This is a genomic window from Saccharothrix syringae, from assembly GCF_009498035.1.
In the GTDB taxonomy this organism is placed as follows: Bacteria; Actinomycetota; Actinomycetes; order Mycobacteriales; family Pseudonocardiaceae; genus Actinosynnema; species Actinosynnema syringae.
The window spans coordinates 10,531,668-10,554,279 of the sequence record NZ_CP034550.1 but is presented as its reverse complement, the minus strand read 5'-3'; the positions used below and the strand labels follow the sequence as shown (position 1 = coordinate 10,554,279).

At 72.8% G+C, this 22,612-nt stretch carries 23 protein-coding genes; 19 read left to right on the top strand and 4 right to left on the bottom strand.

The window, feature by feature from the left end:
* The first annotated feature begins 274 nt into the window (after positions 1 to 274).
* From EKG83_RS44850 to EKG83_RS44840, 3 genes are all read left to right on the top strand, one after another.
* Complete coding sequence (locus EKG83_RS44850; protein ID WP_033428468.1) at positions 275 to 1,837, top strand: 4-coumarate--CoA ligase family protein; 1,563 nt, start codon at positions 275 to 277, stop codon at positions 1,835 to 1,837.
* A gap of 344 nt (positions 1,838 to 2,181) precedes the next feature.
* On the top strand, positions 2,182 to 2,433 hold the full coding sequence (locus EKG83_RS44845; RefSeq protein WP_033428469.1) for a hypothetical protein: 252 nt from the start codon (positions 2,182 to 2,184) through the stop codon (positions 2,431 to 2,433).
* 114 nt (positions 2,434 to 2,547) lie between these two features.
* Positions 2,548 to 3,294 (top strand): phosphoglyceromutase, encoded by a 747-nt coding sequence (locus EKG83_RS44840; RefSeq protein ID WP_033428470.1) that lies wholly within the window; start codon positions 2,548 to 2,550, stop codon positions 3,292 to 3,294.
* On the opposite strand, the gene EKG83_RS44835 is transcribed toward EKG83_RS44840, so the two are convergent.
* Positions 3,291 to 3,926 (bottom strand): helix-turn-helix domain-containing protein, encoded by a 636-nt coding sequence (locus tag EKG83_RS44835; protein WP_084716037.1) that lies wholly within the window; start codon positions 3,924 to 3,926, stop codon positions 3,291 to 3,293. The two genes, EKG83_RS44840 and EKG83_RS44835, sit on opposite strands and share 4 nt — an antisense overlap.
* A gap of 104 nt (positions 3,927 to 4,030) precedes the next feature.
* On the opposite strand from EKG83_RS44835, the gene EKG83_RS44830 reads away from it, so the two are divergent.
* The 13 genes from EKG83_RS44830 (at position 4,031) to EKG83_RS44770 (ending at position 15,927) form a co-directional block, all read left to right on the top strand.
* On the top strand, positions 4,031 to 4,813 hold the full coding sequence (locus EKG83_RS44830; protein WP_084716081.1) for an oxidoreductase: 783 nt from the start codon (positions 4,031 to 4,033) through the stop codon (positions 4,811 to 4,813).
* 107 nt (positions 4,814 to 4,920) lie between these two features.
* Positions 4,921 to 6,138 (top strand): sensor histidine kinase, encoded by a 1,218-nt coding sequence (locus EKG83_RS44825; protein WP_033428473.1) that lies wholly within the window; start codon positions 4,921 to 4,923, stop codon positions 6,136 to 6,138.
* A complete protein-coding gene (locus EKG83_RS44820; RefSeq protein ID WP_033428474.1) occupies positions 6,135 to 6,815 on the top strand; it encodes a response regulator transcription factor in 681 nt (226 codons plus the stop codon). Before EKG83_RS44825 ends, EKG83_RS44820 begins: the two co-directional genes overlap by 4 nt.
* A gap of 27 nt (positions 6,816 to 6,842) precedes the next feature.
* The gene (locus tag EKG83_RS44815) at positions 6,843 to 7,853 is read left to right on the top strand and encodes a Ppx/GppA phosphatase family protein (RefSeq protein WP_033428754.1); all 1,011 of its coding nucleotides are present in this window, start codon (positions 6,843 to 6,845) and stop codon (positions 7,851 to 7,853) included.
* Positions 7,853 to 9,220 carry a hypothetical protein gene (locus EKG83_RS44810; RefSeq protein ID WP_051764645.1) on the top strand — a complete coding sequence of 456 codons (1,368 nt, stop codon included), beginning with the start codon at positions 7,853 to 7,855 and terminating at the stop codon, positions 9,218 to 9,220. Before EKG83_RS44815 ends, EKG83_RS44810 begins: the two co-directional genes overlap by 1 nt.
* Positions 9,217 to 10,005 (top strand): sugar phosphate isomerase/epimerase family protein, encoded by a 789-nt coding sequence (locus tag EKG83_RS44805; RefSeq protein ID WP_033428475.1) that lies wholly within the window; start codon positions 9,217 to 9,219, stop codon positions 10,003 to 10,005. The genes EKG83_RS44810 and EKG83_RS44805 overlap by 4 nt, the downstream gene beginning before the upstream one ends.
* A 183-nt stretch (positions 10,006 to 10,188) precedes the next feature.
* Entirely contained in the window at positions 10,189 to 11,076 is an 888-nt protein-coding gene (locus EKG83_RS44800) for a proline dehydrogenase family protein (protein WP_033428756.1), read from the top strand.
* 8 nt (positions 11,077 to 11,084) lie between these two features.
* Positions 11,085 to 11,891, top strand: coding sequence for a thioesterase family protein (locus tag EKG83_RS44795; RefSeq protein WP_084716038.1), 807 nt, complete (start codon positions 11,085 to 11,087; stop codon positions 11,889 to 11,891).
* Between the two features lie 121 nt (positions 11,892 to 12,012).
* Positions 12,013 to 12,825: a pyrroline-5-carboxylate reductase gene (proC, locus tag EKG83_RS44790; RefSeq protein WP_033428477.1), complete on the top strand. Its 813-nt coding sequence runs from the start codon at positions 12,013 to 12,015 to the stop codon at positions 12,823 to 12,825.
* A gap of 120 nt (positions 12,826 to 12,945) precedes the next feature.
* Entirely contained in the window at positions 12,946 to 13,149 is a 204-nt protein-coding gene (locus EKG83_RS44785) for a helix-turn-helix domain-containing protein (protein ID WP_033428478.1), read from the top strand.
* Positions 13,150 to 13,365: 216 nt separating this feature from the next.
* Complete coding sequence (locus EKG83_RS44780) at positions 13,366 to 13,467, top strand: 30S ribosomal protein bS22 (protein ID WP_015105422.1); 102 nt, start codon at positions 13,366 to 13,368, stop codon at positions 13,465 to 13,467.
* A 395-nt stretch (positions 13,468 to 13,862) separates the two neighbouring features.
* On the top strand, positions 13,863 to 14,900 hold the full coding sequence (locus EKG83_RS44775; RefSeq protein ID WP_033428479.1) for an NAD-dependent epimerase/dehydratase family protein: 1,038 nt from the start codon (positions 13,863 to 13,865) through the stop codon (positions 14,898 to 14,900).
* A gap of 40 nt (positions 14,901 to 14,940) precedes the next feature.
* Complete coding sequence (locus tag EKG83_RS44770) at positions 14,941 to 15,927, top strand: lysophospholipid acyltransferase family protein (RefSeq protein WP_033428757.1); 987 nt, start codon at positions 14,941 to 14,943, stop codon at positions 15,925 to 15,927.
* Between the two features lie 516 nt (positions 15,928 to 16,443).
* Here EKG83_RS44770 and EKG83_RS44765 read toward each other — a convergent pair.
* The 3 genes from EKG83_RS44765 to EKG83_RS44755 all read right to left on the bottom strand — a co-directional run bounded on the left by EKG83_RS44765 (position 16,444) and on the right by EKG83_RS44755 (position 19,129).
* Complete coding sequence (locus EKG83_RS44765; protein ID WP_033428480.1) at positions 16,444 to 17,346, bottom strand: HAD family hydrolase; 903 nt, start codon at positions 17,344 to 17,346, stop codon at positions 16,444 to 16,446.
* Between the two features lie 39 nt (positions 17,347 to 17,385).
* Positions 17,386 to 18,432 carry a DUF5667 domain-containing protein gene (locus tag EKG83_RS44760; RefSeq protein WP_153278816.1) on the bottom strand — a complete coding sequence of 349 codons (1,047 nt, stop codon included), beginning with the start codon at positions 18,430 to 18,432 and terminating at the stop codon, positions 17,386 to 17,388.
* A gap of 97 nt (positions 18,433 to 18,529) precedes the next feature.
* Positions 18,530 to 19,129 (bottom strand): sigma-70 family RNA polymerase sigma factor, encoded by a 600-nt coding sequence (locus tag EKG83_RS44755; protein WP_228122995.1) that lies wholly within the window; start codon positions 19,127 to 19,129, stop codon positions 18,530 to 18,532.
* A gap of 215 nt (positions 19,130 to 19,344) precedes the next feature.
* On the opposite strand from EKG83_RS44755, the gene EKG83_RS44750 reads away from it, so the two are divergent.
* From EKG83_RS44750 to EKG83_RS44740, 3 genes are read left to right on the top strand one after another with little or no spacing between them, the layout of a single operon-like run.
* A complete protein-coding gene (locus EKG83_RS44750; RefSeq protein ID WP_033428483.1) occupies positions 19,345 to 20,811 on the top strand; it encodes an AMP-binding protein in 1,467 nt (488 codons plus the stop codon).
* Positions 20,812 to 20,815: 4 nt separating this feature from the next.
* Entirely contained in the window at positions 20,816 to 21,052 is a 237-nt protein-coding gene (locus EKG83_RS44745; protein WP_033428484.1) for a glutaredoxin family protein, read from the top strand.
* A 58-nt stretch (positions 21,053 to 21,110) separates the two neighbouring features.
* Positions 21,111 to 22,589 (top strand): molybdopterin-dependent oxidoreductase, encoded by a 1,479-nt coding sequence (locus EKG83_RS44740; RefSeq protein ID WP_033428485.1) that lies wholly within the window; start codon positions 21,111 to 21,113, stop codon positions 22,587 to 22,589.
* Positions 22,590 to 22,612 lie beyond the last annotated feature (23 nt).

Below are 22,612 nucleotides of genomic sequence, written 5' to 3'. Positions count from 1 at the left end.
GCCGCGGCTCGACGGGGGGATTGCAAGCCGCGGTGGGTGCCGGGCGGGTCGTCGGAGTGCGTGGGGACCGACCCGCGAGGCCCTGTCAACCTGTCAGATGGTCGGTGATCACCACAAGGGCCTGCGCTACTCCGTTCGAGTGTTCTTAGCGGAGTTAAGTAACGCTGGCTCATGTCCGTGAGACCACCAGTCCTGGGCCGGCGTCCTTGACCGGGGGTGAGCCGTAACACACGATGGCGGGATCACCGCCCCCTCGGAAGAATGAGGCAGCCGCATGGTCTTCCGCAGTCCGTACCCCGATGTCGAGGTCCCGGACGTCTCGCTCCACGGGTTGCTGTTCGCCGACCTCGGCGAGCGGGCCGACCGGGTCGCCCTGGTCGACGGCACCTCCGGGGCGTCGCTGACCTACGCCCAGCTCGCCGGCGCCGTCGACCGGCTGGCCGCCGCGCTGGCCGCGCGCGGCATCGGCAAGGGCGACGTGGTCGGCCTGCTCAGCCCCAACACCCCGTACTACGCCGTGGTGTTCCACGGCATCCTGCGCGCCGGCGCCACGGCCACCACGATCAACGCCCTCTACACCGCCGACGAGGTCGCCCACCAGCTGGCGGACGCGGGCGCGAAGATGCTGTTCACGGTGTCCGCGCTGCTGCCCAACGCCGCCCCCGGCGCGGCGAAGGCGGGCGTGTCGGACGTGGTCCTGCTCGACGGCGCCGAGGGGTACCCGAGCCTGGCCGAGCTGCTGGCGAACGACCACCCGGTGCCGTCCGTGGAGATCGACCCGGCCGAGGACGTGGCCGTGCTGCCGTACTCCTCGGGCACGACCGGCCGCGCCAAGGGCGTGATGCTGACCCACCGCAACCTGGTGGCCAACATCGTCCAGTGCAACGCCATGTTCCACGTGGACGGGTCGACCCGGGTGCTGGCCGTGCTGCCGTTCTTCCACATCTACGGCATGCAGGTGCTGATGAACAACGGCCTGCAGGTCGGCGCGACCGTGGTGACCATGCCGAGGTTCGACCTGCCGGAGTTCCTGCGGGTCATCCAGGACCACCGCACCAACCGGGTCTACATCGCGCCGCCCATCGCGGTGGCGCTGGCCAAGCACCCGATCGTCGACCAGTACGACCTGTCGGCGCTGGACGGCATCTTCTCCGGCGCGGCGCCGCTGGACGAGGAGCTGGCCGACATCGTCGCCAAGCGCCTGAACTGCCGCGTGTCGCAGGGCTACGGCATGACCGAGATGAGCCCGGTGAGCCACGCCATCCCCGACGAGCGCGACGACATCCCGGTCGGCACGGTCGGCCTGATCCTGCCGAGCATGGAGAACAGGATCGTCGACCCGGCCACGGGCGAGGACGTCGGCGCCGGCGAGCGCGGCGAGCTGTGGTGCCGCGGCCCGAACGTGATGAAGGGCTACCTGAACAACCCCGAGGCCACCGCCGCCACCCTGGACGCCGACGGCTGGCTGCACACCGGCGACGTGGCGGTGATCGACGAGCGCGGCCTGGTCACCATCGTCGACCGGGTCAAGGAGCTGATCAAGTACAAGGGCTACCAGGTGCCGCCGGCCGAGCTGGAGGCCGTGCTGCTGACGCACCCGGAGATCGCGGACGCGGCCGTGGTCGGCGTGCGCGACGCCGAGGGCGAGGAGGTGCCCAAGGCGTTCGTGGTGCGCCAGCCGCGGTCCGCGCTCGACGAGGCGGGCGTGATGGAGTTCGTGGCCTCGCAGGTCGCGCCGCACAAGAAGGTGCGGGTGGTCGAGTTCATCGAGGCGATCCCGAAGTCGGCGGCGGGCAAGATCCTGCGAAAGGACCTCAGGGCGCGGGAGAACGCCTGATCCCGGTGCGGTGAACGGGTCCCGCCGCCCGGCGGGAAAGCAATTCGGGCCCCCGGCGGTTTCGGCCGCCGGGGGCTTTGTCGCGGGTGCGCCGCGCGTTGTTCCCGGCCGGGGCGGATTCGCGGTCGTGCGCTCGGGGCCGCCGGGGCGCGGCGCGGCGACCTGCGGTGTCGACGGGTGGGGTGCCGGTCGGGCTGATGGGTGACATGTCCCCCGACCGTGGCGGGTCGTTCGCTCGATGGTGTTTTTGTCGCGTGTCCGGACTGCCGAACCGGGGAGCGGACCACAAGCATGGCCCGGTGCGATTCGCACGCCCCTCGATGACTCATTACGGAGATTCACGCATGCGCACCCTTGGAAGGCTGGTCGTCGCGGCCGGCGCGACAGCCGCTGTCCTGCTCGCGGCCCCGATGGCGAACGCCGCCGACGCCCCGACCGAGATCTCCCAGAAGGTCGACTCGCCGCGCACCCCGGACTCGAAGTTCCTGCCGGGCCTGTCGCTCGTGAACCAGGTCCTCGGCGCCCTGGGCACCGGTGTGAGCGGTGGCGGGCTGGGCAACCTGGGCGGCGGCGGCCTGGGCAACGTGGGCGGCTGACACCGCGCGGACGCGGTGCGGTGGGCCGGCTGGAGCGACCGGCCCACTGCACCGATAAAGGTCACAGCGACCACCGGCGTGAGCAGGCCCGGCGCATCTGGCAGGCTGACGCCCATGGCTGTCGGAACCCTGGTGCTGCTCCGCCACGGCGAGAGCGTCTGGAACGCGGAGAACCTGTTCACCGGCTGGGTGGACGTCCCCCTGTCGGAGAAGGGCGTCGCCGAGGCGAAGCGCGGCGGCGCGCTGATGCGCGAGGCGAACCTGCTGCCGGAGGTCGTGCACACGTCCCTCCTGCGGCGCGCGATCTCCACCGCGAACATCGCCCTCGACGCGGCCGACCGGCACTGGATCCCGGTGCGCCGGGACTGGCGCCTCAACGAGCGCCACTACGGCGCGCTGCAGGGCAAGAACAAGAAGCAGACCCTGGAGGAGTTCGGCGAGGAGCAGTTCATGCTCTGGCGCCGCTCCTACGACACCCCGCCGCCGCCCATCGAGCCCGGCACCGAGTTCAGCCAGGACGCCGACCCGCGCTACGCGGACCTCGGCCCGGACCTGCCGCTCACCGAGTGCCTGCTCGACGTGGTCAAGCGGATGGTCCCGTACTGGGAGTCCGAGATCGTCCCCGACCTGCGCGCCGGCCGCACCGTCCTGGTCGCCGCGCACGGCAACTCGCTGCGCGCCCTGATCAAGCACCTCGACGGCATCTCCGACGAGGCGATCGCGGGCCTGAACGTGCCGACCGGCATCCCGCTGCGCTACGACCTCGACGAGGACCTGAAGCCGGTCACCGCGGGCGGCACCTACCTGGACCCGGACGCGGCGGCCGACGCGATCAAGGCCGTGGCCAACCAGGGCCGCTAGACCAGGCCCAGCTCGCGGGCGCGGGCCCCGGCCTGGAACCGGGACGACGCGCCCAGCGCGCTCATCAGCTCGGCCACGCGGCGGCGGTACGTGCGCAGGGACACCCCCAGCGCGCGTGCCGCCGCCTCGTCCGTCCAGCCCCGGTTCAGCGCGTCGAGCACGCCGGGCGCGACCACCCGCAGCTCGGCCATCCGCGCCTCGTGCACGGCCAGCTCCGTGCCGCCCCGCCAGGCCGCCTCGAACAGCGACGAGATGCCGTGCACCAGCTCGGGCGCGGTGACGACGCTGTAGCTGCGCGCGCCGTGCGACTCGTCGCCCGCCAGGATCGCCACCCGGTCGTCGAGCACGATCGTCTCGTTCACGTCCTGCGCGGTGACCCGCACCTGCGCGCCGCGCCCGGCCGCCTCCCGCGCGTGCTCGGCCCACCGCGGGTCCAGCAGGGTGCTCAGCCGGAACAGCTTGCGCACCCGCGGGGCGGGCACCTGCTCGGCGATCCGCGCGCGGGCGCGCGTGACCATCCACGTGCGCAGCGTGTTCGCCGCGCAGGCGAACTCCCGCGTGGTACCCGCGAACAGGTGCGCGGCCCGCTCGAACAGCTCCGCCTCGCCCCGCACCACCGCCACCCGATCCACCCCACCAGCATGGCAGCAAGCTGCCAATCCGTGCGGCCGGCGCCGTCGCGGGCGATCGTTGACGTGTGCTGAACCTGAACCTCAACCGCGTCGGCTACGGCGCCATGCAGCTGGCCGGCCCCCACGTCTACGGCCCGCCCGCCGACCCCGAGAACGCCAAGGCGGTGCTGCGCCGCGCCGTCGAGCTGGGCGTCGACCACCTCGACACCAGCGACTTCTACGGCCCCCACGTGGTCAACGAGCTGATCCGGGCCGCCCTGCACCCCTACCCCGAGGACCTGGTGATCGTCACCAAGGTCGGCTACCGCCGCACCCCCGACACCAGCTGGGTCCCCGCCCGCTCGCCCCGGGAGCTGCGCGACGCCGTGCACGACAACCTGCGCAACCTGGGCGTGGAGCGGCTGGACGTGGTCAACCTGCGCGTCGGCGGCGCGGACGACCCGGCCTCGGTCGAGGAGCCGTTCACCGTGCTCGCCGAGCTGCGCGAGCAGGGCCTGATCGGCGAGCTGGGGCTGAGCAACGCGCACGAGCACCACCTGGACCAGGCGCTGGCCATCGCGCCCGTGGCGTGCGTGCAGAACATGTTCAACGTCGTCGACCGCGGCGACGAGAAGATGGTCGACCGCACCGCCCGCGACGGCATCGCCTACGTGCCGTTCTTCCCGCTCGGCGGGTTCACGCCCTTCCAGCACGACGTGCTGGTCGAGGTCGCCGGCCGGCACGGCGCGACCGACCGGCAGGTGGCGCTGGCGTGGCTGCTGCACCGGTCGCCGAACGTGCTCCTCATCCCCGGCACGTCCTCGATCCGTCACCTGGAGGAGAACCTGGCGTCGGCGGAGTTGCACCTGTCCGAACAGGACCTGGCTCAATTGGACACGATTGGGTGAACTCAGGTCGTCCGTCGGGAGAACTTCGGGCCCAGACGTGTCGCGGGGGTCACGAACTCCCCGCGCGCACTAGGCCGCACCCGCCCTGACCTGCTTACGATGCGATCGTGACCGCAACGGGTTACCTCGTCCTGTCGATCGGCGCTCTGCTGATCGGCGGCACGGCCTTTCTCGCGGGCAGGCTCACCGCGGGCACCCGCGAGGCCCGCCCCAGGGGCCTCACCGTCGCCGACCTGATGGCCATGGTGGTCCGCTCCTCCCACGACGGCATCGCGGTCCTCAACGCCTTCGGCGACGTCGTGCTGCACAACGCCCGCGCCGAGGAGCTGGGCGTGGTGCGCAACAACCGGGTGGACGACCGGGCCCGCCGCGCCGCCGAACTGGCCCGCCGGGACGGCGGCGTGGTCTCGGTCGACCTGTCGTCGCTGGAGGTCATCAAGGGCCGCCAGCCCGCGGCCGTGCACGCGGCGGTGAAGGTGCTGACCGAGGGGTTCGTGGTGGTCGAGGCATCGGACGAGTCCGAGGCCGTGCGGCTGGAGGCGACCCGGCGCGACTTCGTGGCCAACGTCAGCCACGAGCTGAAGACGCCCGTGGGCGCGCTGGCCCTGCTGGCCGAAGCGGTGCTCGACGCGGCCGACGACCGGGAGGAGGTCCGCCGGTTCAGCGCCAAGATCATGCAGGAGGCCACCCGGCTGGGCACCCTGGTCACCGAGCTGATCGCGCTGTCGCGGCTCCAGGGCGCGGAGAAGCTGCCGGAGCTCAGCGAGGTCGACGTCGACGTGGTGGTCAGCGAGGCGATGAGCCGCACCAAGCTCGCCGCCGAGTCCGCGAGCATCGACGTCACCACCGACGACCCCAGCGGCCTGACCGTCGAGGGCGACCGGACGCTGCTGGTCACGGCGCTGAGCAACCTGCTGGAGAACGCCGTCGCCTACTCGCCGCCGGGCAGCCCCGTCTCGGTCAGCCGCAAGCTCGTCGACGGGTACGTGGAGATCGCCGTCACCGACCGCGGCATCGGCATCGCCGAGGACCAGCAGACCAGGGTGTTCGAGCGCTTCTACCGGGTCGACAAGGCTCGCTCGCGCGCCACCGGCGGCACCGGCCTCGGCCTGGCGATCGTCAAGCACGTCGCCAACAACCACGGCGGCGAGGTGAAGCTGTGGAGCGTGCCGGGCACCGGCTCCACGTTCACCCTGCGCATCCCGGCCCACCCCGACCCGCGGGACGAGCCGACCAAGGACCTGTCCACCAGGGGACCGGCCGGGCAGGAACTGGCCACGACCGTGCCGTCCGGCGCGGCAGGCAACCACGGAGGAGAGCTGTGACCAGGGTGCTCATCGTTGAGGACGAGGAGTCCTTCGCCGACCCGCTCGCCTTCCTGCTGCGCAAGGAGGGCTTCACCGCGGCGCTCGCGGCCACCGGCCAGGAGGCGCTGGAGGAGTTCGACCGCAACGGCGCCGACATCGTGCTGCTGGACCTCATGCTGCCCGGCATGAGCGGCACCGACGTGTGCAAGCAGCTGCGCGCCCGCTCCGCCGTGCCGGTGATCATGGTCACGGCGCGGGACAGCGAGATCGACAAGGTCGTCGGCCTGGAGCTGGGCGCGGACGACTACGTCACCAAGCCGTACTCGGCGCGCGAGCTGATCGCCCGCATCCGCGCGGTGCTGCGCCGCGGCGGCGAGTCCGAGGAGCTGTTGCCGCAGGTCCTGGAGGCGGGCCCGGTGCGCATGGACGTCGAGCGGCACGTGGTGACCGTCGACGGCGCCGAGGTGAGCCTGCCGCTCAAGGAGTTCGACCTCCTGGAGTACCTGCTGCGCAACGTCGGCCGGGTGCTGACCCGCGGCCAGCTCATCGACCGGGTCTGGGGCGCGGACTACGTGGGCGACACCAAGACCCTGGACGTGCACGTCAAGCGGCTGCGGTCGAAGATCGAGCCCGACCCGTCGACCCCCCGCCACCTGGTGACCGTGCGCGGACTGGGCTACAAGTTCGAGTCGTGACCACCCCGACCAGGTACGGTGCACCGCGTGCGCCTCGGGGTGCTTGACGTCGGTTCCAACACGGTCCACCTCCTGGTGGTGGACGCTCATCGGGGTGCCCACCCGACGCCGATGAGCTCGGAGAAGTCCGTGCTGCGCCTCGCGGAGCAGCTGGACGGCTCCGGCATGCTCTCGCGCGGTGGCGCCGACCGGCTCGTGCGCGCCGTCGCCGCCTCGCGGGCGGCGGCGGAGCGGCTGGGCTGCGAGGACCTGATGGCGTTCGCCACCTCGGCGGTGCGCGAGGCGGGCAACTCGGCCGAGGTGCTGGAGCGGGTGCGCGCCGAGACCGGCGTCGACCTGCGGGTGCTGTCCGGCGAGGACGAGGCCCGCTACACCTTCCTCGCGGTCCGCCGCTGGTACGGGTGGTCGGCGGGCAGGCTGCTGTGCCTGGACATCGGCGGCGGGTCGCTGGAGCTGGCGATCGGCGTGGACGAGGCGCCCGAGGAGGCGTTCTCGGTGCCGCTGGGCGCGGGGCGGCTCACCCGGACCCGCTTCGCGCACGACCCGCCGACGCGGGCCGAGGTGCGCGAGACCGCCGACTGGCTCACCGAGCAGCTCGCGCCGGTGGCGAAGGAGATCCGCCGGGTGGGCGAGCCGGACCGGGTGGTCGCCACCTCGAAGACGTTCCGCACGCTGGCCCGGCTCACCGGCGCCGCGCCGTCGTCCGCCGGGCCGCGCGCGCGGCGCGTGCTGACCGACTCGGGGCTGCGGCAGCTGATCGCGTTCATCTCGCGGATGTCGGCGGCGGACCTGGCCGAGCTCGAAGGGGTGAGCCCGAGCCGGGCGCACCAGCTCGTGGCCGGCGCCCTGGTGGCCGAGGCCGCCATGCGCGCGCTGTCACTGGGTGAGCTGGAGATATGCCCCTGGGCGCTGCGAGAAGGTGTCATCCTGCGTCGGCTGGACCACACTAATGGGTCGGACCAGGACCCCCCGCCGGGCAGCACCCGCCGGACGGGTGTCACTGGACGGACTGGCCGCCACGGGGCACGGTGGAGTTGATGAGTCGAGAGAGCGAGTCGGAGCGGACCCAGCGCACCGTCGCGGAGTTGCTGGCCCAGTACGGCGGCGGCTCCGGTGAGGTGGCGCCGCGTCGGCGTCGCCGCCGGGCCGAGGACGCCTCGGACACCGCTCCGCAGGCGATCATCGAGCGGGTCAACTCGGACAGCGGGCGGTTGCTGCCGGTGCGGGACGAGCCGGAACCGGCACCCGCTCCGCCCGTCCCGCCTGGGCCTCCCGGGCCGTCCGCCCTGCCGCAGCGGCCGCGGCGCGGGCGGCGCAAGGCCGAGGCCGAGCCGGACCGGACGGCCTACCAGCCGCCGGTGCCGCCGGCCGCCGCGCCGCCCCGGCTGGACCCGCCCGCCGCGCGACCGCCCGGGAAACCGGAGTCCGGTGGCCGCAGGCGCGCGCCGGAGGTCGACCCGGCCGAGGAGACGCGCGTCGTGCCGCCGATCGTGGACGACTTCGCCGTCGAGCCGCCCCGGCCGGCCGCGCCCGAGATGTCCAGGCTGAGCCCGCCCGAGGTGTCGCGCCTGAGCCCGCCGGACGCCGCCCGCCTGAACCCGCCCGGGTCCGCCGAGGCGACGCGCCTGAGCCCGCCGGTGTCGCCCGAGGCCACCCGGCTGAGCCCGCCGGTCGCGCCCGAGCCCGTCCGCCCGAAGCCGCCGGTGGTCCCGGAGGCGGCCCGGACCAGCCTGGTCCGCCCCGTGCCGGGCGGTCCGCCCCCGCCGGTGCGCGAGCCGGTGACCGAGGTGCTGCCGCGCGTCCCGGACGAGCTGACGCCGAACGTGCCGCTGGAGTCGCTGCCCACCGAGTCGGTGCTGATCGTGCCGCCCGCGCCGCCGAGGCTGCCCGAACCGCTGCCCGACCAGAGCGCCGAGGACTGGTTCGGCGACGAGGCCGGGGACGAGCGCGGTCCCGGTGGCCGGGCGGAGCCGGTCGAGCAGGAGAGCACCCAGTTCCACCCGTACGTCGACCTCGACGAGGAGGACGAGGACGACTACCCGCCGCCGTCCCGGGGCCGCCGCTTCGACGACGACGAGGAACCCGCCGGGCTCGCCGACCTCGACGACGAGGACGTCGACGGCGAGGACGCGGGCGACCGGTCGGCCGGCAAGGAGTGGCTGGTCATGATCGGCCAGCTCGCCGTGGGCGTGGTCGGCGGCGCCGCGCTGTGGCTCGGCTTCAACTTCCTGTGGCGGACCCTGGCGCCCGCGGCCCTGGTCGTGGCGCTGGTGGTGACCGTCGGCCTGGTGATGCTGGTCCGCAAGATCCGCCGGGCCGACGACCTCCAGACCACCGTGCTCGCCGTGCTCGTCGGGTTGATCGTGACGGTCTCACCGGCGGCGATGCTGCTGGTGAAGTCTTGATCCCGGTCGGCCTGTCCACGGCCGCGGTGTGGCCGCAGCCCGCCGGCGCCGCGTTCGAGGCGGCGGCCGAGCTGGGCTACGACGGGGTCGAGGTCATGGTGTGGGCCGACCCGGTCAGCCAGGACGTGGCCGCGTTGCGGCGGCTGTCGCAGCGGACCGGGGTGCCGGTGCTGGCGGTGCACGCGCCGTGCCTGCTCATCAGCCAGCGGGTGTGGTCGCCCGACCCGGTGGAGCGGCTGCGCCGCAGCGTCGAGGCGGCGCTGGAGCTGGGTGCGCGCACGGTGGTGCTGCACCCGCCGTTCCTGTGGCAGCGGCGCTACGCCGAGGCGTTCCCCGAGCTGGTGGACTCGCTGGAGGAGGCCAGCGGCGTGGCGATCGCGGTGGAGAACATGTTCCCGGTCCGCCGGGCGCTCGGCCGCGGCCGGTCGGTGCAGGTCACCGCGTTCCGGCCGTCCATCGACCCGACCGACGTGGGCCACCGCAACTACACCCTGGACCTGTCGCACGCCTCCGCCGCGCACATGGACGCGATGGAGCTGGCCAAGCGCATGGGCGACGGCCTGACCCACGTCCACCTGGCCGACGGCTCCGGCCTGCCCAAGGACGAGCACCTGGTACCCGGGCGGGGCACCCAGCCGTGCGCCGAACTGCTGACCCACCTGACCCGCACCGACTTCACCGGCCAGGTGGTCCTGGAGGTCAACACCCGCCGCGCCCGCACCGCCGCCGCCCGCACCGCCCTCCTGACCGAATCCCTGACCTTCGCCCGCCGCCACCTCTCCTAACCCGCGCGAGTCATGCGCCCAACCCGCGCGAGTCGAACCTTCAGACCCCTCGTGTCGAACGTTCGGACCCCTTGAGTTCTACGTTCAGACCCCCGGGGGCGCCTTCGGTGAGCCGAGCGCGCATCGACCGTGTGGCTGAACTCGCGCCTCCGCCCGCACCACCCAGCGGTTAGGGTCTTGATCGTGACTCCGTTGCGGACGCTGATCATGGCCGCCGCGGGCAACGAGGCGGTGCGCCGCATCGTGGCCACCGCACCCGTCAGCCGCGACGTGGTGCGCCGGTTCGTGGCCGGTGAGACCACCGCCGACGCGATCGACGTCGCGGGTCACCTGGTGCGCGACGACCTGCGGGTCACGCTGGAACTCCTGGGCGGGGACGCCCCGGGCCGGGCCGCGGCCGAGCGGACCGTGCTCACCTACCTGCGGCTGCTCGACGAGCTGCACGCCGTCGGCCTGGCCGGGGACGTCGACGTCGCCGTCCGGCTGCCCGCCCTCGGGCAGGCGGAGAACGTGGCCCTGACCAACGCCTCCCGCGTCTGCGCCGCCGCCGAGCAGGCCGGGACCACGGTCACCCTGGGCGCGGACCACGCGACCGTCGACCAGGCCCTGCACGTGCTCGCCGAGCTGCGGCGCGCCTGGCCCGAGACGGGCGTGGCCCTCCAGGCGGGCCTGCGCCGCACCCTCGACGACTGCCGCGCGCTCGCCGGCACCCGCGTCCGGCTGTGCGGAGGTCCGCACGACGCACCCCGGTCCGTCGCCCTCACCGACCCGCACGAGGCCGACCTCAACTACGTCCGCTGCGCGAACGCGCTGCTCGCGGGGGGCGGGCACCCGGTGTTCGCCACCCACGACCCGAGGCTGGTCGACATCGTCGCCGAACGCGCCCGCTGGTACGACCGGCCCGTCGACGGCTTCGAGTACCAGGTGCGGTACGGCGTCCGGCCGGCCGCGCAGCGGCACCTCGCGGCCGAGGGGCACGTGGTGCGGGTGCACGTCCCGTTCGGCGGGCAGTGGTACGACCACCTGGCGCGCCGCTTGGCGGAACGCCGCTCCCTGTTCAGCCGGTCGTGAGGAGCCCCGTGTCCTTCTCGGTTGCCAGTGCGGTCCGCCCGTTGGGCGACGGCACGTACACCGCGTCGCTGCCCGCCGAGTGGACCGTCGGTCCCAAGCCGCACGGCGGGTTCCTGCTGGCCCTGCTGACGCGGGCGGCGGTGGACAGCGCGCGGGCGGCCGTGCCCGACGAGCCCGCGCCGCTGGCGGTGAGCGCCCAGTTCCTGCGCGCGCCGGAGGTCGGGCCGGTGCTGATCAGGACGGACGTGCGCAAGGCCGGGCGCACGGCCACGGTGGTGACGGCGGCGCTGGAGCAGCGCGGGCGCAGTTGCGTGGAGGCGTCGGTGACGGTCGGGCGGATGCCGACGGCGGCGCCGGACTACGTCGACCTGCCGGACGTGCCCGCGGTGCCGCCGGCGAACGCGCTGGACCTGGCTTCGATGGGGTCCGGCGGGGTGTACAAGCTCGGGGCGGTGTGCGACGTGCGGCTGGACCCGGAGGGGGCGGGGTTCCTGACCGGGCGCGTGGGCGACCCGCTGGTGCTGCGGCTGTGGGTGCGACCGCTGCAGGAGCGGCCCGACCCGTACTTCGCGCTGCTCGCGGGGGACATCTCGGTGCCGGTGACGTTCAACCTCGGGCGGTTGGGGTGGTCGCCGACGGTGCAGCTGACGGCGTTGCTGCGGGCCGACCCGGCGCCGGGGTGGCTGCGGGTGCGGGTGTCGTGCAGCGCGGTCCACGGGCAGTGGTTCGACGAGGACGCGGTGGTCATCGACTCGGCGGGGCGGCTCGTGTGCCAGGCGCGGCAGTTGGCGTTGACGCCTGCCGTTCAGGGCTGAACGTGGAACTCGGGGGGTCTGAGGGTTCGACACGGGGGTGCTGAACGTTCGACTCGCGGTGTCTGAGTGGAGGACACGCGGGGGGTGAGGGTCGGGTGGAGGGGCGTGGCAGGCTAAGGCCATGACGACCATCGCCGTGCTGGGGGCTGGCAAGATCGGGGAGGCCCTGCTGTCGGGGCTGTTGCAGGGCGGGCGCGAGGCCGGCCGGTTGCTGTTCACCGAGAAGCACCCGGAGCGATCCGCCGAACTGACCGCCCGGTACGGGGTGGAGGGCCTGGACGTGGCGAGTGCCGCGCAGCGGGCCGACGTGCTCGTGGTCGCGGTCAAGCCCCAGGACATCGAGCCCCTGCTCGACGAGCTGAACCCGGTGCTCAAGCCCGGCACGCTGGTCGTGTCGCTGTGCGCGGGGCTGCCGACGTCGCTGTTCGAGCGCCGGCTGCCCGACAGCACGCCGGTCGTGCGGGTCATGCCGAACACGCCGATGGTGGTCGGGCAGGCGATGAGCGCCATCTCGGCGGGCCGGTACGCGACGGACGAGCACCTGGCGCTGGTCGAGGAGCTGCTGAGCACGGTCGGCCAGGTGGCGCGGGTGCCGGAGAGCCAGCAGGACGCCGTGACGGCGCTGTCCGGGTCCGGGCCCGCGTACTTCTTCTACCTGGTCGAGGCCATGATCGACGCGGGCATCCTGCTCGGCATCCCGCGCGAGCTGGCCGGGCGGCTCATCATCCAGTCGGCGGTCGGCGCGGCCACCATGCTGAACGAGGGCGACCAGCACCCGGTGATCCTCCGCGAGGCCGTCACGTCGCCGGCGGGCACCACCATCATGGCCATCCGCGAGCTGGAGAAGCACGGGGTGCGCGCCGCGCTGCTGGCCGCGCTGGAGGCGGCGCGCGACCGTTCGGTGGAGCTGGGACGCGCCCACGAGGAGGACTGATTCCGCCATTGGCCGTCGCACCAGTCCCAGGTGTCCCGTTACCCTCAGGGGAGCACGTGCGTGTCGAACCGTCGGTGGGGAAGCCGACGGCACGACGCGTGTCGAAGGACGCGGTGATCCATGCCTGCGGAGGAGAAGTCGCTCGGCCAAGTCAAGTTCCTGACGGTTGCCGAGGTCGCGCTCGTGATGCGCGTGTCGAAGATGACGGTGTACCGGTTGGTGCACTCGGGCGAGCTCACGGCGGTGCGCGTGGGCAAGTCGTTCAGGGTGCCGGAGAAGGCGGTGGACGAGTACCTGCGGAACGCCTACTTCGACGCCGGGTGAGGTCGGGGTGCGGTGGTAGCGCTCCCGGGGCGTTCGCCGGGCCTTCCGGGCCTGGTCGGGCGCTTGCGGGGCGCTGGTTGGGCGGGTGCCTGAGGGTGCGCGCCGGCCGCCGGGTAAAGTGGTAGGCCGTTCGTGCCTGGTGTCGGCGCGCCCTCTTGACGGGTGTCTCCACCGGCGCGTGGAGAGCAACCGACGTCTAGTAGTTAAGGAACCCGCATGGGCTCGGTCATCAAGAAGCGCCGCAAGCGCATGTCGAAGAAGAAGCACCGCAAGCTGCTGCGCAAGACGCGGGTGCAGCGTCGCAAGCGCGGTAAGTAACCCCTGCGGGTTCTCACACCGCCGGTCCCCGGTCTCGTGCCGGGGGCTGGCGGTGTTGTTGTTGAGGGCCCGGGGGTGGGGTGGCTGGTCGGGGCGGCTGGCTGGTCGGGGTGAGGGCTGGTCGAGGTTGGCTGGCTGGTCGGGGCGGCTGGCTGGTCGGGGTGAGGGCTGGTCGAGGTTGGCTGGCTGGTCGGGGCGGCTGGCTGGTCGGGGTGAGCGCTGGTCGAGGTCGGCTGGCGGCGGCTGCGGTGGGTTGGCTGCGGCCGATCGGGACCTCCGTTCGGGTGATTGGTCCGGTAGGCCCGGTGAGGTGCGTCCGTGTGGGGTTCCGCCGGGTCTCGCGCGGTGGTGAAGCCGGTTAGCATCGTCGGGTCGCAGCACCCACATGGAGTCGCATGGCGCCCAAGGTCGTTCTCGTCACCGGTTGCAGCCGCTTCCTCGGCGGTCACCTCGCCGCGCGCTTCGCGGCGAACCCGGACATCGAACGCGTGCTCGCGGTGGACACGGAGCCGCCGTCGCGCGACCTGCTGCGCCGGATGGGGCGCGCGGAGTTCGTGCGGGCGGACATCCGGAACCCGCTGATCGCGAAGGTCATCGCCACGGCGCAGGTCGACACGGTCGTGCACGCGTCGGTGAACGCGAACCCGGCCGGGCCCACCGGGCGCACCGCGATGAAGGAGATGAACGTCATCGGCACGATGCAGCTGCTGGCCGCGTGCCAGAAGTCGCCGCACGTGCGGAAGCTGGTGGTCAAGTCGACCAGCGCGGTGTACGGGTCCAGCTCCCGCGACCCGGCGGTGTTCACCGAGGACATGGGGCCCAAGGACCTGCCGTCCAGCGGGTACGCCAAGGACGCGGTCGAGGTGGAGGGGTACGTCCGGGGGTTCTCGCGGCGGCGGCCGGACGTCGGTGTCACGGCGCTGAGGTTCACGAATTTCATCGGGCCCCGGATTGACACGGTGCTGACCAGGTACTTCGCGCTGCCGGTGGTGCCCACGGTGCTGGGGTACGACGCGCGGGTGCAGTTGTTGCACTCGGAGGACGCGTTGGCGGTGATGGAGCGGGCGACCCTGCTGGACCTGCCCGGGGTCTACAACGTGGGCGGGGACGGGGTGCTGCTGCTCTCGCAGGCCATTCGGCGGGCCGGGCGGATCAACCTGAGGGTGCCGAGCGTGGCGGTGCCGAGTGTGGGGCGCGTGTTCCGCGGGGCTCGGTTGGTGGACTTCTCGCCTGATCAGATGAGGTTCCTGAACTGGGGGCGGGTGGTGGACACGACCCTGTTGAAGGAGGAGTTCGGGTTCACGCCCCGGTGGACCACGCAGCAGGCGTTCGACGATTACGTGAGCGGGCGGGCGTTGCGGCCGTTGATCGACCCGGAGGTGGTTGCGGCGGTTGAGCGCGGGGTGCTCGACGCGGCTGCTCGGTGGCGTTAGGTGGGTGGGGTCGGGTCTGGTTGGCTGGTAGGAGGTGGACGTGGCAGAGGCGCGGGTGATCCCGTTGCACGGTGCGGATCGGGAGGCGGCCCGGGGACGGGGTGGTCGGGCGCCGGAGCAGGTGTCCGCACCGGAGGCTGACGAGGCTGGTGGCGGGGGTGCTGCCGGGGACGGTGCCGGGGCTCCTGAGTGGGAGAGGCGGCTGGCTGAGCTGCTGGGGTTCGCTCGGCGGCGGCTCCAGGGGGAGTACGAGGTTGACGAGTTCGGGTTCGACCGGGAGTTGACCGACACGGTGCTGATGCCGCCGCTTCGGCCGTTGTACGAGAAGTGGTTCCGGGTGGAGGCGATCGGGGTCCACAACGTGCCCGGGCGGGGTGGGGCGTTGATCGTGGCCAACCACTCGGGGACGTTGCCGCTGGACGCGTTGATGACGGCGTTCGCGGTGCGGAACGATCACCCGGCTCGGCGGCACCTGCGGATGCTCGGGGCTGATCTGGTGTTCAGGACGCCGGTGCTGGGGGCGTTGGCGCGGAAGTCCGGGCAGACGTTGGCCTGCAACCCGGATGCGGAGCGGTTGCTGCGGTCCGGGGAGCTGGTGGGGGTGTGGCCCGAGGGGTTCAAGGGGATCGGGAAGCCGTTCAAGGACCGGTACAAGCTGCAGCGCTTCGGGCGGGGTGGGTTCGTTTCGGCGGCGTTGAACACCGGGGTGCCGATCATCCCCTGTTCGATCGTGGGGGCTGAGGAGATCTACCCCAAGATCGGGGATGTGAAGCCGTTGGCCCGGTTGTTCGGGTTTCCCTATTTTCCGGTTACGCCGTTTTTTCCGTGGCTGGGGCCGTTGGGGGCGGTGCCGTTGCCGTCCAAGTGGTACATCGAGTTCGGTGAGCCGATTCGGACGGATGTTTACGGGGAGCACGCGGCGGATGACCCGATGTTGGTGTTCAACCTGACTGATCAGGTTCGGGAGACGATTCAGCAGACGTTGTACCGGTTGTTGACTCAGCGGCGGAACGTGTTCTTGGGCTGACGCTCTCGGGGGGTTCACGGGCTTTCGGTTGGCCGCATCGGGGTTCACGGGCGGGCGCTCGCCGCTGGGCAGGCCGCCGGGGGGAAAAGCGGGCTCGTGCCCTCCCGCATGGCCTGCCGGAGGCAACCACCCTTGTCAAGGGCCCCGCGAAAAGCGTGCGGGACCCTTGACAAGCGCGGTAGGGCTGCGCCCAGGCCATACGGGAGACCACGAGCAACCCCCCAGTGAACGAACACGCCACTCCCGTGCGTGGTCACGCTCCCACCGGCGAGTCATGCACTGAAGTCGGGCGAGTCATGCGCTTGGGGCGCGCGAGTCATGCCTTGGGGCCGGGCGTGTCATGCCTTCAGACCGCGCGTGTCCTCCAGTCAGGCACCGCGTGTCCTCCGGTCGGACACCGCGAGTCGAACGTTCGGGACCCTCGTGTCGAACGTTCGGGACCCTCGTGTCGAACGTTCGGGACCCTCGTGTCGAACGTTCCGGGCCCCCGAGTTCTACGTTCGAGGAGTGTGTGGGTCAGCGGTCGCGGCGGCGGTAGGCGACTGTGGCTGCTACTGCGCCGGCCAGGGCGCCTGCGCCCAGGACTGAGGGGACGCCGATTTTCGCCGCTTTTCTTCCGGTGCGGAAGTCTCGGATTTCCCAGCCTCGTTTGCGGGCTGCTTCCCGTAGGCCCGAGTCCGGGTTGACGGCTACCGCCGTGCCTACTACGGAGAGCATGGGGACGTCGTTGACCGAGTCGGAGTAGGCGGTGCAGCGGCGGAGGTCGAGTCCTTCTTTTGCGGCTAGGGCGCGGACCGCGTGGGCTTTTGCCCGGCCGTGCAGCAGGTCGCCCACCAGGCGGCCCGTGTAGATGCCGTCGGAGCTTTCCGAGACGGTTCCCAGGGCGCCGGTGAGTCCCAGGCGCCTGGCGATGATCTGGGCCAGTTCCACCGGGGTCGCCGTGACCAGCCAGACGCGTTGGCCGGCGTCCAGGTGCATTTGGGCCAGGGCTTGGGTGCCGGTCCAGATCTTGTCCGCCATGAGCTCGTCGTAGATCTCCTCGCCCAGGGACACCAGTTCCGCCACTGAGCGGCCCGCCACGAAGGACAGCGCCTGTTCCCGGGACGCGGCCACGCTCTGGGGGTCTTCTCGGCCGCCCACGCGGAACTTGATCTGCTGCCAGGCGAAGCCCAGGAGGTCGGAGTTGCGGAAGTACTTGCGGGCGGCCAGGCCCCGGGCGAAGTGGAAGATCGACGCGCCCATCATCATGGTGTTGTCGACGTCGAAGAAGGCCGCGGCGGTCAGGTCGGTGGCGGTGTGGTCGGTGGGGGCGCCGCCGGTCTGCTCGACGACCGCCAGCGCGGCCTCGGCCGAAGCCTCGCCGGCCAGCGCGGCGAGCCTCTCCCGCTCGGCCGTGCCCTCCGCACGCCTTTTCACCACGTCAGCGCCTCCCGGGGTCCGATGGGGACAGGGTAGCGATCAGCCGCCGAGGCCGGGCAGCGGCAGCGACGGGAGGGGCAGTGACGGCAGTGGGAGGACCGGGGTGTTCGGGGTCGTGGTCACCGGGGGCGGTAGCTGGGAGGGCTGGGCGGGGATGGTCGTGGGGAGTGGTTGCGGTGCTTGCGTGGGGGTGCCGCCGCCCGGGGTGGTGGGGGCGTCGGGGGCCTGGGTGGCGGGGGCCCGGGTGGTCGTGGTGGTCGGCTGCTGAGGGCCCGTGGTGGTGGGTGGTGCCGGGCGGCAGCCGTCCTCGGTGGGGAGGGGGCCCACCTCGTCGGTTTCCCGGGAGGGGACCGCGCACCGGGTCTGCAGGGCTGTTGCCCGGGTGGTGATGCGCTCCAGCAGGTCCAGTGAGGTGTCCGCCCGGTCCACGGCTGCCGCGGGCAGGGTCGCGCGCAGCGCCGTCAACCGGGCGGACTGGGACGCGGCCCAGTCGCGCAGGCCCTCCAGGGCGCGTTGGTCGGAGTTCGCCCCGAACGCGGTCAGCACGCGGGAACCGGCCGCGGCGTCGGTGTCGAAGTCCGCCAGCGCGGTGAGGTAGCCGCCGAGGGGGCCGCCGCCGTCGTAGCGGGAGACCAGGGTCTCCAGCTCGTCCAGGCGCGCGGAGGCGAACTCCAGGCGCTTGTAGCCCTTGGAGTCCTCGCCGAAGGTCAGGCCCAGGGAGGCCGACTCGGCGGTGCGCTTCACGCCGTACAGCGCGTCGCCCGGCAGTGCGTCGCGGCTGAGCAGGAGGCTCATGCCGGCCAGCGAGAACACCAGGCACAGCGCGGCGGCCAGGGCGATCGCTAATCGGCCGCGGGCACCCGTGCGGGGACGGCGCTCGTCGAGCCTGGTGGGTGGCTGCGGTGCCGCGCCTCCCAGGACGCGGTCGCGCATGCGGGCCCTCGCGGCCTCGTCGGGGCCGGACGTGACTGCGGCTTTGCGAAGCAGTGACACGACCGCCAGCTCGTCGGCGAAGGACTCGTCGCCCGGTTCGGGGTGCGCGTCGACGGCGCGGGCGAACTGCTCGCGCTGCCTGTGACGCCACAACGGCGTGATCCCTCTGCCCACCATCCCGCACCGTTCCGAGCGATCCTGCCCCGAACAACGAACCGGGCGCTCCCGGGGTTACGCGGTGCGACCGTGATCACCGCAACCAGGTCGGCAGCAGTTGCGCCAGGCGGCGCACCGCCCGGTGCTGGAGGGCCTTGACCGCGCCCTCGTTGCGCCCCATCTTCGCGGCCGTTTCAGCGACGGACAAGCCCTGGATGAAACGCAGCGTGATGCATTCACGCTGGTCATCACCCAACTGGGCGACGCAGCGGAGCAGCTCGGCGTTGGCCGCGTCGGTCAGGACCTCGTCCTCGGGGCCGCTGGTGACCTCGCGGTTGTCCGCCAGTTCGGCCGTGGTGACCTCCAGCCGGTAGCGGCTGGACTTGACGTGGTCGAAGACGATGTTGCGGGCGATGGTGACGAACCAGGCGCCGACGTCGCGGCCCTGGTAGCTGATCGAGCGGATGCTGCGCAGCGCGCGCAGGAACGTCTCGCTGGTCACGTCCTCGGCCAGCGTGCGGTCGCCCACGCGGAACAGCACGTACCGGTACACCACGTCGACGTACCGGTCGTAGAGCACGCCGAACGCGTCCGTGTCGCCGTCCTGGGCGGCACGAACGAGGTTCCACGGCTCTCTTGCCGGTTCGCTCTCCACGCTCACGATCGTGCTGGACTGTCCTCCCGTGCTCCACATCGAGCGGAGCGTCCGGACGGGGTTCTCGCGTGCCCTTGCGGTCATCGGCTCGCGGCACCTCCACAGGGTCGCCGTGCCGGCAGCATACGTGTTGTTACTCCGTAGTAGGTAGCGGCAACTGGTCTCGAAGGTGCGACGCGAACGGAGGCACTTCGTGACGCCGGTCGCGCGTGACAGACTGCGCTGAGGTCCACCGTGGTTCCCAGGAGGTCGAGTTGGCCGGTACCGCACGCAACGTCGCCGACCTGGTTCGCGCTTCCGCGCACCGTGGACCCAAGCACGTCGCACTGGTGGATGTCACCACCGCGGACAGCTGGACCTGGGCCGAGTTCGACGCCGCGGTGGACGGCGAGGCGCGCCGGCTGGTCGGCGCGGGCCTCGAACCCGGCGACCGGGTGGTGGTGCGGCTGCCGACCGGGCCCGCGTTCTGCGTGGCGGTGTTCGGCGTGCTGCGCGCGGGCGGCGTCGTGGTGCCCGCCGGGCCGGGGCAGCCGCCGCGCGAGCTGCGCAGGCTGGTGGCCGACAGCGGGGCGAAGCTGCTGGTCGGCGAGGGCGAGGGCGACGTCGAGGTGCTGCCCGCGCCGGGGTTCGAGCCGGGGGAGGAGTTCCCGGCCGTCGGGTCCGGCGAGGACCTGGCCGTGCTCGGCTACACCTCCGGCACGTCCGGGTCGCCGCGCGGCGCGATGCTGTCGCACCGGGCGCTGCTGGCCAACGTCGAGCAGTGCGCGTCGCTGCGGCCGGCGCCGGTGACCGCGGGCGACCGGGTGCTGCTGGCGCTGCCGCTGTTCCACGTCTACGGCCTGGGCCCGGGGTTGTTGCAGGTCGCGGGGGCCGGCGCGACGGCCGTGCTGCTGGAGCGGTTCGACCCGGACCAGGCGCTGACCGCGATCCGCGAGCACCGGGTGACCACGCTGGTGGGCGTGCCTCCGATGTACCAGGCGTTCCTGGCCCAGCCGGTCGAGCGGCTGCGGGAGGACCTGGCGACCGTGCGGCTGTTCACCTCCGGCGCCGCGCCGCTGGCACCCGGCGTGCTCGCGGGCCTGCGGCAGGCCGTGGGGCTGCCGGTGTACGAGGGCTACGGGCTGACCGAGACCGGGCCGGTGCTGACCACGACGCTGGCCGGCGGCACGCCGAAGCCCGGCTCGGTGGGCCGGCCGCTGCCCGGCGTGGAGCTGCGGCTGGTCGACTCCGACGGCCGCCCGCTGGACGACGACGAGGACGAGCCGGGCACCGGGCTGGTGGCGGCGCGGGGCGCCAACCTGTTCAGCGGCTACTGGCCGGACGGCGCGCACGGGCCGGCCGCGGACGGCTGGTTCCGCACCGGCGACGTGGGCTACCTCGACTCCGACGGCGACCTGCACCTGGTGGACCGGGCGGGCGACCTGATCATCGTCAACGGGTTCAACGTGTACCCGCACGAGGTGGAGCAGGTGGTCAACGAGCTGGACGGCGTGGTCGAGTCGGCGGCGGTCGGCGTGCCCGACGAGCGGACCGGCGAGTCGGTGAAGGTCGTGCTGGTGGCCGCCGAGGGCAGCGGGCTGACCGAGGACGCGGTGAAGGACCACTGCGCGGCGCGGCTGGCCAAGTTCAAGGTGCCGACCGCGGTGGAGTTCGCCACGGCGCTGCCGCACTCGCCGACCGGGAAGCTCGCGCGCGCCCGCCTGAGGCTGCCTCTAACCTGACCGCGTGAGCCACCACGTCACTCTCGTCAGCCGGGTCGACTGCCACGCCTGCGAGCGGGCCAGGGCCGAGGTCGAGCGCATCTGCGGCGAGCTGGGCGTCCCCTGGGACGAGCAGGACGTCGACGCCGACCGCGAGCTGCGCGCCGAGTACGGCGACCGGGTGCCGGTGATCCTGGTCGACGGGCGCGAGCACGGCTACTGGGAGGTCGAGGAGGACCGGCTGCGGGCCGCGCTGGCCTGACTTACCGGGTCCTTACGGTTCGGCCGAACCGCGGCGCCGCGGGTGTCGAATAACACCCATGACCCGCTGGACCGCCGCTCTCGTCGGACTCCTCGGCGTGGCCGCCGCCCTCGTGGCCGGGCACCTCGTCGCGGCCCTGGTCGGCCCGCCGGCCTCGCCGCTGCTCGCCGTCGGCAGCACGGCGATCGACCTCACGCCCGCGTGGCTGAAGGACTTCGCGGTCCGCACCTTCGGCACCTACGACAAGCTCGTGCTGCTGCTGGGCATGGCCGTCGTGCTGGCGGCGGCCGCCGTGGCGGCCGGGCTGCTGTCCCGCCGCTCGGCCCTGCCGGGCACGGTGCTGGCCGTCGTGCTGGGGCTGCTGGGCGTGGCCGCCGTGCTGTACCGGCCGGACCTGGGGCAGCTGGGCGTCCTGGCGCCGGTCGCGAGCCTGGTCGTCGGCGTCGTGGTGTTCCGGTCGCTGCACGCCCGCGCGCCGGAGGACGGGGGCCGCCGGGCGTTCCTGGCGATCGCCGGGGCGTCGGTGGTGGCGGGGCTGGCCGGGCAGCTGCTGGGCAGGCGGGTGGACGTGGAGGCGTCGCGGCGGGCCGTCGGGGACCTCACGCCCGCGCGCCCCGCCCCGGCCGTGCCCGCGGGCGCCGACTTCGCCGCCGAGGGCACCCCGTCGTTCATCACGCCCACCCGCGACTTCTACCGGGTCGACGTGGCGCTGAGCGTGCCGCGCGTGCGCGCCGAGGACTGGGTGCTGCGCGTGCACGGCCTGGTCGACCGCGAGCTGAACCTGCGCTACGAGGACCTGCGCCGCCGTGACCTGGTCGAGCGCACGGTCACCATGACCTGCGTGTCCAACGAGGTGGGCGGGCCCTACATCTCCACCGCGAACTTCGTGGGCGTGCCGCTGCGGGACGTGCTGCTGGAGGCGGGCGTGCGGCCCGGGGCCGACCAGCTGTTCTCCACCAGCGTCGACGGCTGGACCGCGGGCAGCCCGGTCGACGTGGTGCTGGAGGAGGACCGCGGCGCGCTCATCGCGCTGGGCATGAACGGCGAGCCGCTGCCGCTGGAGCACGGGTTCCCGGCGCGGCTGGTCGTGCCCGGCCTGTACGGGTACGTGTCGGCCACCAAGTGGGTCACCGACCTGGAGCTGACCACGTTCGCGGCCAGGCGCGGCTACTGGCTCGACCGCGGGTGGGCGCAGCGCGCGCCGATCAAGACCATGTCCCGCATCGACAGCCCCAAGGGCCTGGCCACGGTGTCCGGCCCGGTCGTGGTGACCGGCGTGGCGTGGGCGCAGCCCACCGGCGTGGCGAAGGTCGAGGTGCGCGCCGACGGCGGTCCTTGGCGGACGGCCCGGCTGGCCGACGAGGTCAGCGGGTCGACGTGGCGGATGTGGCGGGTCGAGCTGGACCTCGCCCCCGGCGGCCACACCGTGGAGGTGCGCGCCACGGACCGCTCCGGGTTCACCCAGCCGCAGGCGCGGGTGGCGCCCGTGCCGGACGGCGCGACCGGCTGGCACTCCATCTTCTTCACCGTCTCCTGAGAATTCCCCCGAACCGGATCGCT

Excerpts from the sequence above, each read along its gene's own strand:
- EKG83_RS44830 (WP_084716081.1), top strand. The coding sequence starts at position 4,031 with ATGCAGCTGGCCGGCCCCCACGTCTACGGCCCGCCCGCCGACCCCGAG.
- EKG83_RS44755 (WP_228122995.1), bottom strand. The coding sequence starts at position 19,129 with ATGTGGAGCACGGGAGGACAGTCCAGCACGATCGTGAGCGTGGAGAGC.
- EKG83_RS44740 (WP_033428485.1), top strand. The coding sequence starts at position 21,111 with ATGACCCGCTGGACCGCCGCTCTCGTCGGACTCCTCGGCGTGGCCGCC.
- EKG83_RS44850 (WP_033428468.1), top strand. The coding sequence starts at position 275 with ATGGTCTTCCGCAGTCCGTACCCCGATGTCGAGGTCCCGGACGTCTCG.
- EKG83_RS44775 (WP_033428479.1), top strand. The coding sequence starts at position 13,863 with ATGGCGCCCAAGGTCGTTCTCGTCACCGGTTGCAGCCGCTTCCTCGGC.
- EKG83_RS44785 (WP_033428478.1), top strand. The coding sequence starts at position 12,946 with ATGCCTGCGGAGGAGAAGTCGCTCGGCCAAGTCAAGTTCCTGACGGTT.
- EKG83_RS44810 (WP_051764645.1), top strand. The coding sequence starts at position 7,853 with ATGAGTCGAGAGAGCGAGTCGGAGCGGACCCAGCGCACCGTCGCGGAG.
- EKG83_RS44840 (WP_033428470.1), top strand. The coding sequence starts at position 2,548 with ATGGCTGTCGGAACCCTGGTGCTGCTCCGCCACGGCGAGAGCGTCTGG.
- EKG83_RS44845 (WP_033428469.1), top strand. The coding sequence starts at position 2,182 with ATGCGCACCCTTGGAAGGCTGGTCGTCGCGGCCGGCGCGACAGCCGCT.
- EKG83_RS44780 (WP_015105422.1), top strand. The coding sequence starts at position 13,366 with ATGGGCTCGGTCATCAAGAAGCGCCGCAAGCGCATGTCGAAGAAGAAG.
- proC (WP_033428477.1), top strand. The coding sequence starts at position 12,013 with ATGACGACCATCGCCGTGCTGGGGGCTGGCAAGATCGGGGAGGCCCTG.